This is a genomic window from Mesorhizobium sp. M7A.F.Ca.CA.004.06.1.1 (genome assembly GCF_003999135.1).
GTDB lineage: Bacteria > Pseudomonadota > Alphaproteobacteria > Rhizobiales > Rhizobiaceae > Mesorhizobium.
This window is the reverse complement of the sequence record NZ_RZPQ01000294.1, coordinates 1-6,584: the sequence shown is the minus strand read 5'-3', so window position 1 is coordinate 6,584 and position 6,584 is coordinate 1. Positions and strand designations below refer to the sequence as shown.

General features: G+C 63.4%; 8 protein-coding genes. 3 read left to right on the top strand and 5 right to left on the bottom strand.

The features are described from left to right. Positions 1-2 precede the first annotated feature (2 nt). Together EN906_RS18200 and EN906_RS18195 are read right to left on the bottom strand one after the other, a co-directional pair. Positions 3-1,166, bottom strand: a complete 1,164-nt coding sequence (locus tag EN906_RS18200; RefSeq protein ID WP_127271167.1) for a saccharopine dehydrogenase family protein — start codon at positions 1,164-1,166, stop codon at positions 3-5. Further along, positions 1,163-1,663: an Lrp/AsnC family transcriptional regulator gene (locus tag EN906_RS18195; protein WP_127271168.1), complete on the bottom strand. Its 501-nt coding sequence runs from the start codon at positions 1,661-1,663 to the stop codon at positions 1,163-1,165. Before EN906_RS18195 ends, EN906_RS18200 begins: the two co-directional genes overlap by 4 nt. Before the next feature lie 269 nt (positions 1,664-1,932). Between EN906_RS18195 and EN906_RS18190 the strand changes: the two genes are divergently transcribed. Further along, entirely contained in the window at positions 1,933-3,576 is a 1,644-nt protein-coding gene (locus EN906_RS18190; protein WP_127272103.1) for a tetratricopeptide repeat protein, read from the top strand. Between the two features lie 9 nt (positions 3,577-3,585). Here EN906_RS18190 and EN906_RS18185 read toward each other — a convergent pair whose 3' ends face one another. Further along, the gene (locus EN906_RS18185) at positions 3,586-4,458 is read right to left on the bottom strand and encodes a LysR substrate-binding domain-containing protein (RefSeq protein WP_127269975.1); all 873 of its coding nucleotides are present in this window, start codon (positions 4,456-4,458) and stop codon (positions 3,586-3,588) included. A gap of 112 nt (positions 4,459-4,570) precedes the next feature. Here EN906_RS18185 and EN906_RS18180 point away from each other — a divergent pair, with 112 nt between their 5' ends. After that, entirely contained in the window at positions 4,571-4,780 is a 210-nt protein-coding gene (locus tag EN906_RS18180; RefSeq protein WP_127269973.1) for a hypothetical protein, read from the top strand. A 27-nt stretch (positions 4,781-4,807) separates the two neighbouring features. Continuing rightward, positions 4,808-5,572, top strand: a complete 765-nt coding sequence (locus tag EN906_RS18175) for a sulfite exporter TauE/SafE family protein (protein ID WP_127269971.1) — start codon at positions 4,808-4,810, stop codon at positions 5,570-5,572. Between the two features lie 39 nt (positions 5,573-5,611). Here the strand turns inward: EN906_RS18175 and EN906_RS18170 are convergent, their stop codons facing one another. Further along, entirely contained in the window at positions 5,612-5,797 is a 186-nt protein-coding gene (locus EN906_RS18170; RefSeq protein ID WP_236382721.1) for a DUF1778 domain-containing protein, read from the bottom strand. Positions 5,798-5,887: 90 nt separating this feature from the next. Then, a complete protein-coding gene (locus EN906_RS18165; RefSeq protein ID WP_127269967.1) occupies positions 5,888-6,445 on the bottom strand; it encodes a sugar O-acetyltransferase in 558 nt (185 codons plus the stop codon). Positions 6,446-6,584 lie beyond the last annotated feature (139 nt).

The window sequence follows — 6,584 nt, the reverse complement described above, 5'->3', positions numbered from 1 at the left end:
CCTCAGTCCCGTGCCACCGTCTCGGAAACCGTGATGCCACGCTTGGCCAGTTCGTCGAAGAACCTGATGTCGGGCACGTCCAGCAGCGGGTTCAAAAGGCCCGGTCTGGTGATCTCACGCCGCGCGAGCATCTGCGCCACGATGCTGGCGGGATAGCCGACGCCGAGGCTCATGCCGAACAGGCCCGAAGCCAGGTCCCGCTCGATGATCAGGTCCGACGTCACCGTCTTGGCGCGGCCGTCTTCGAGGCCGGAAAAGACATTGCGCATCACGCACAGGTCCTTCTCGCCGGGACCATATTGCAGTTGCGGGCCGAGCAGACGGCCGAGGAATTCGCGCGGGCTGTTGCCTGTGCCGGGCACCTTGTCTTCGGAGAGGAAGCCAAGCTCCTTCAGCGGCGCCCAGAAGGCCGACCATCCCGGCCAGCGCAGCGTGTAGCGGCCGGAGCGGCGCAATCCCTTGGCGGCGTCCAGCATCTCGACATAATGCAGCGCATCGCCATTGGGGAAGGCTTCGAGCTTGCCCAGACCCGCAACCTCGATTTCATGGATGAACGGATTGTCGTGCTGCTGGCCGGCCGGCACCGCGACGCGTTTCCCGTCTTCGATCATCACGCTGTCGCGGTTCTGGCTGACCAGGACCATGTCGAAATTCCAGCTCACCTTGTAGCACAGCGGCTTGGCCATCGCCTTCGGCTCGGGGATGCCGCCGCAATAGGAATCGATCGAGGAAATCGAGTCGAACTGCCTGGCGGCGCGCGCGTACAGCACGAGGTCGATGCCGGGGTCGAGCCCGCATTCGGTCATGATCGAGACGCCGGCCTGTTCGGCGGCTGGCGCCAGGTCGGCGATCGACTTGGCGTAATTGGTGGTGACCAGCGGCGTGCGCGTGGCGATCGCGGCCTGCACCGCCTGGCGCATCAGCGGCTGCGGCAACAGGTCGATGACGGCGTCGACATCATCAAGCACAGTGGCCAGCGCCGGGCCGATCGCGCCTTCAGGCACCACGAAGCGCACGCGGGCAAGATCGGTCAGGCCGGCAAGCCGGGCCGGGCCATCCGCTGCGGTATCGACGCAGACGATTTCCTCGACGCCGACGCTGGCGACGAGGTCGGCGATTGCCGCCCGACCTTGCAGGCCGAGGCCGCCTAGTACCGCGATCTTCATGCCGGCTCCTTGCGGTCGTCCGACCAGCAGCCTTCCGGCAGGCTGACCCATTTGTTGCAGGACGCCATGACGACGAAGGTTTCGCTGCGCACGACTTCGCCGGGCTCGCCGGCGCCGGGGATCAGTTCGCTGGTGACGCGGTAGAGATCGGCGACGTCACCGGCCACCGTCACGTCGACGATGATGTCGAAGCGCCCGGTGACCACCGAAGCCGAGTTGACGAAGGGCAGTTCGGAAATGCGCTGTGCCAGTTCGCGGGCCCGGCCGCGCCCCTGGGCATTGATGCCGACAATGGCCGAGATCAGCTCGGGGCGCTCGGTCAGGTTCAGCAGGCCGACGATCTTGAGCAGGTTGCGGTCGAGCAGGTTGCGCAGCCGCGTGCGCACCGTCGGCACCGAAATCGCCAACATCTCGGCGATGCGGTTGATGCCCGGCTGTGCATCCTGCGACAGCTGTTTGACCAGCCGCCGATCGGTCAGATCAAGATGTTCCCGCAAAGTCCCCGTCTTTCACAAAAGGAAAAAACTTCGGCTATTTTTTTGCCAATGTGCAAACAAGCTACGTCACGGATATTTGAAAAGCAAGGCGCTGTTTTCACGCGAACTGGGTAGGTCGTCTGCCTGCAGGCGGCCGAACGTGCTGGCGAAAGGCAGCGCGCAGACTAGGACAATCGTGTTGTGATCGGGCGATTGAAGGTGGTGATGCCCCGCTGTCGACGCATGCCGCCGGCGCGTGGCCCGTCCGGATTTCTTCGATATTAATTTTCTTGGTCAAGAATTTGCCCGATCAAGCTGGCACAAGGTCGGCGATCTGCAATGATGTTCCAAGTTTTTCTGACATGATGCTTCATCGATATGGGCGTTTGACTAAAGTGGCGCAGTGTTACCTTGCTTGCCTTGCGGTCCTGCTCGCATTCGGCCCGCCGGTCATGGCAGCCGATAATCGTCTGCACAATTGCGGCGACGATGAGCTCGACGCCTCCAAGCGGATCGTCGTGTGCACCAGCCTGCTGGAGGACAAGGCCGTATCGGTGAATGATCAAGCCCTTGCCCATTTCAACCGAGCGAATGCACTGGACGGCAGCGGCGAATATGACCGCGCCATTGCGGACCTCGACCAGGCGATTGCGCTCGATCCGAATCATATCCTCGCCTTTCGACGGCGCGCCGAGATCTGGATGAAGAAAGGCGACAAGGCTCGCGCCATTGCTGACTATGACCAGGCGATCAGGCTCGATCCAAAGGATGCCTCGATCTACCGCGACCGCGCTGATGTCTGGGCGAGCAAGATGTTCTACAAGCGGGCCATTGCCGAGTACGATCAGGCGATCAGCCTCGATCCGAAAAACGCCGTCGGCTACAACAATCGCGGTCTGCTATGGTCGTACATCGATGATGCGGACCGGGCCTTAGCCGACCTTAGCCAGGCGATCACCCTCAATCCCCATTATGCCGAAGCCGTCACCAATCGGGGTCGGGTCTGGTCGTACAAAGGCGAGTATGATCTTGCGCTGGCGGACTACGATTACGCGATCGCCATCAATCCAGGCTATGTGCAAGCCTACGACAGCAGGGGCCTCGTCTGGGCATCCAGGCATAAATATGATGACGCCATATCAGATTACAATCTCGCGATCGCAATAGATGCCGGCTATGCTGGCGCCTACAGGAACCGTGCCGCGGCCTGGAGCGATAAAGGCAAATACGACACCGCCATCGCGGACTATGATCAAGCGATCTTCCTCAATCCTGAAGATGCCGCCGCCTATCTCGGGCGCTGTTACGTGTGGCTGTACATGGCGAAAAACAATCGCGCGATCAATGATTGCACTCAGGCGTTGCACTATGCGCCGAACTATCCCAGCGCCTACGAAGCGCTGGGTATCGCCAGTATGTACAAGACAGACTATGTCGAGGCCTTCGCCAACTTCAACGAGGCTGTTCGTCGAAACCCAAAATTCGCGGGTTTCTATCAAAGTCGCGGCATTGCCGGATTCTACTTTGGTCCGGCCGCCAAGGCACAGGCCGATCTGGAGAAGTCCGCCCAAATGCAGCCCCAGGATGCGTATTCCGCAATCTGGGTGGACCTTGCCCGGCGCCGCAACGGGCAGTCGAGCATCCTGCGCGTGGCAAAGCTCGACATGACGAAATGGCCGGCGCCGCTGGTCCGCATGCTGCTGGGTGACCAGGCGCCTGAAGTGACACTGAAGGCGGCTGATGATCCGGATGCAACCATCAGGAACGAGCAGGTCTGCGAGGCCAATTTCTACACAGCGGAATTCCAGCGGCTGCAGCATCGTGACGACGAGACGTTGCCGCTCTATCGGCTCGTGCTAAGCGATTGCCCAAAGCATTTCATCGAATACCTCGCTGCGATCAACGCGCTACGCTCCATGGGCAAAGCGCCGTAGAGCGCGACTTCACACCAGCGCCTCCGCCAGCAGTTTTGCCTGTGGCGTCAGATCCTCGAAGCGGCGGGCACAGAGGTTGAGCTGGCGTGTTGCCCAGTCGTCGGTCAACCGTAGGCTGCGCAGCGTGCGGGCGGAGCGGCGCGCGGCACTTTCGGGCACGATGGCGATGCCGGCGCCCTGGGCGACCAGCCGGCAGACATTGTCGAGGCCGGGCACGCGGATGCGGAAGTGCAGATGGCCGCCAAGGCGGGCGGCCTGACGGGTGATGTGCTCCTGCAAGGGATGGCCGGCGCTCAGGCCGACAAAGGCTTCGCCGAGCAGGTCGCCGAGGCTGGCCGTATTGCCTTCGAGGTCGGGCCAGTCTCGCGCGGCGATCACCATGAGCCTGTCGATGAAGAACGGCTTCTGCTCCAGATGCGAAAGGCCGGCCCAGGTCGCGGCGATGCCGAGATCGGCGGCACCGCTTGCCACCGCCTCTGCGATCTCGTGGCTGGGGCGCTCGTCGAGGTCGATGTCGATGCCGGGATGCGCGACGAGGAAGGCCGGCAGCATGTCGCGCAGCAGCGCGCTGGTGGCGGCCGTGTTGGCCATCAGCCGCACGCGGGCGCGCAAGCCCGTGGCATAGGCGCCGAGGTCGCCGGCCATCGCCTCGATCTGGTTCTGCACCGCCCGCGCATGGTGCAGCAGCGCCTGCCCGGCGGCCGTCGGCACCACGCCGCGCCGCCGCCGCTCTAAAAGCGGCGCGCCGAGGCTTTCCTCCATGCCCTTGATGCGGGCGCTGGCGGAGGCGAGCGCCAGCCCCGCAAGTTCGGCACCATGGGTGATACTGCCGCGCTCGGCGACCAGCAGGAACAGCCGGAGATCGGTAAGATCGAAGCGCATCTTTCTTCTCCTGCAGGGCTTCAGCCTTCGGCGCAGGCGAAGGCTGACGGCGTAACTTCCACATTGTGGGCGGCCGGCATGTCAGTCAAATCTTTTGCGATGGAGATGCGCGATGAGCGAAAAGGCGACAGGCCGGCATGGACCCGGCATACTTGAAAGCGCGGCGATCGTGCTTGCGATCGCGGTGGCCTCGCTTGCCATGGCGCGAGCGGAGCCCGGCCAGCGCGGTTGCGTGGCGATGGCTGCCCCTGTCCACCATGAAGCAACGCCTGCAAAACCCGCACCCGACGATGATGCGGCGGACATGCTGTTGCATGACTGATCGAAGCGGCACCCCGAAGGAACGACCGTGCTGAGCGTCGGCGTCATCGCCTGGATCGGCGCGGTCTTCCTTGCCGCGGGCTTCGTCAAGGGTGTCGTCGGCATGGGGCTGCCGACCGTGGCGATGGGGCTGCTGGCGGTAACGATGCCGCCGGCGCAGGCGGCTGCCCTGCTCTTGATCCCGTCGCTGGTCACCAATCTTTGGCAGTTGTTCACCGGCCCATCCTTCGGCGGGCTGTGCAAGCGGTTGTGGACGATGATGGCCGGCGTCGTGCTTGGCACCGTCGCCGGGGCCGGTCTGCTCACCGGCACACACTCTGGCGTTGCCTCGGCCGGGCTCGGTGCGGCGCTGGTGCTTTACGCCATTCTCGGCCTGCTCAAGCTTGGCTTCACCACGCCGGCGCGCCACGAGGCGTTGGTGTCACCGCTGGTCGGTGTGGCGACCGGGCTGGTCACCGGCGCCACCGGGGTCTTCGTCATCCCGGCCGTGCCCTATCTGCAATCGCTGCGGCTGGGCCGGGAAGACCTCATCCAAGCGCTCGGCCTGTCCTTCACTGTGTCGACGGCGGCTCTTGCCCTTGGGTTGTTCAAGGCAGGCGCGTTCGCATCGCCGACAATGCAACTGGCGGGATCGGTCCTGGCGCTTGCGCCGGCGCTCGCCGGCATGTTCGCCGGCCAGGCGCTGCGCCAGGCGATGAGCGTCGAGACGTTTCGCACGGTGTTCTTCGCCGGGCTGCTGATGCTGGGCGGGTATCTGGTCTTGGAGGCCGCGCTCTGGTCTTCGGCATCCTAAGCGGCCGGTGGCGATTGGCGCGGAGCGTGATCATCAGCGTCATGCAGCGTCCCATGGAGGCTTTGTCGTCATGGTGCGGCGCAACCGGTGGTTCGGATGCTGCGGCGCGTCGAGACGTTCCAGAAAAGCGGCGTAGACATCCGGCTCGACAGCAAAGATGTCGCGGTTGAGCAACGTGTCTTCAGTGGCACGCTGCAACGCTTCGAGCATGAAGTCCTTGCGCATGAATGGGCTCCTTCCCTGCGTTAACAGCATAGCATAGCGACGATGTCACTACGATCTGTCGGTCCGGCCGCCCGATGAAAAGTCGCGCCCTCATTCGGCAATCGACCTGATGACGTTGGCCGGGTTTCCCCCGACAAGCGTGTTCGGGGGAACGTTCCTAGTGACCACGGAACCCGCCGCGACAACCGAGTTTTCGCCCACCGTCACGCCGCCGATGACCGTCGCGCCGGCCGCGATCCAGACATTGCGTTCGATCACGACCGGCTTTGCGGTCGTGAAGGCGCGACGCCGCGACGGTTCGAGGGGATGGCCCGAGGTGATGAGGCTGACATTCGGCCCGATCATGACATCGTCGGCGATGTCGAGCCCGCCAAGATCATAAAAGGTGCAGTTCTGATTGATGAAGACATTGCGCCCGACGCGGATATCGGATCCGCCGGTCGTGTAGAAGGGCGGGATCAGCAGGAAGCTGTCGTCGACCTTCCTGCCAATGAGTTCGCTGAACAGGGTCCGGACTTCAGCCGCGTCGTTGAAGGTCAAGCGGTTGAGGCTTGCGGTGGTCGCCATCGCCCGTTTGACGTCGGCCAGCATGGCGGCCGACTGCGGCATTCCGCTGGGAATTATCCTGGTGCGACCCTCGTCCGCCATTCGTCAATTTTCTCCGGCGCGGTCGAACAATGTTGGCGCACGACAGCCGCGCCGGGATGGTCTCCGGCTGTTATTTGAGCATGATTCCGAAAGTCAGTTCCAGCCCGGAAAAACGCCCTAGCGGACGACCAGCACCGGG

Bases quoted from the DNA above. Each gene is read 5' to 3' on its own strand.
- EN906_RS18200 (WP_127271167.1), bottom strand. From the start codon at position 1,166: ATGAAGATCGCGGTACTAGGCGGCCTCGGCCTGCAAGGTCGGGCGGCA.
- EN906_RS18185 (WP_127269975.1), bottom strand. From the start codon at position 4,458: ATGCGCTTCGATCTTACCGATCTCCGGCTGTTCCTGCTGGTCGCCGAG.
- EN906_RS18180 (WP_127269973.1), top strand. From the start codon at position 4,571: ATGAGCGAAAAGGCGACAGGCCGGCATGGACCCGGCATACTTGAAAGC.
- EN906_RS18170 (WP_236382721.1), bottom strand. From the start codon at position 5,797: ATGCGCAAGGACTTCATGCTCGAAGCGTTGCAGCGTGCCACTGAAGAC.
- EN906_RS18165 (WP_127269967.1), bottom strand. From the start codon at position 6,445: ATGGCGGACGAGGGTCGCACCAGGATAATTCCCAGCGGAATGCCGCAG.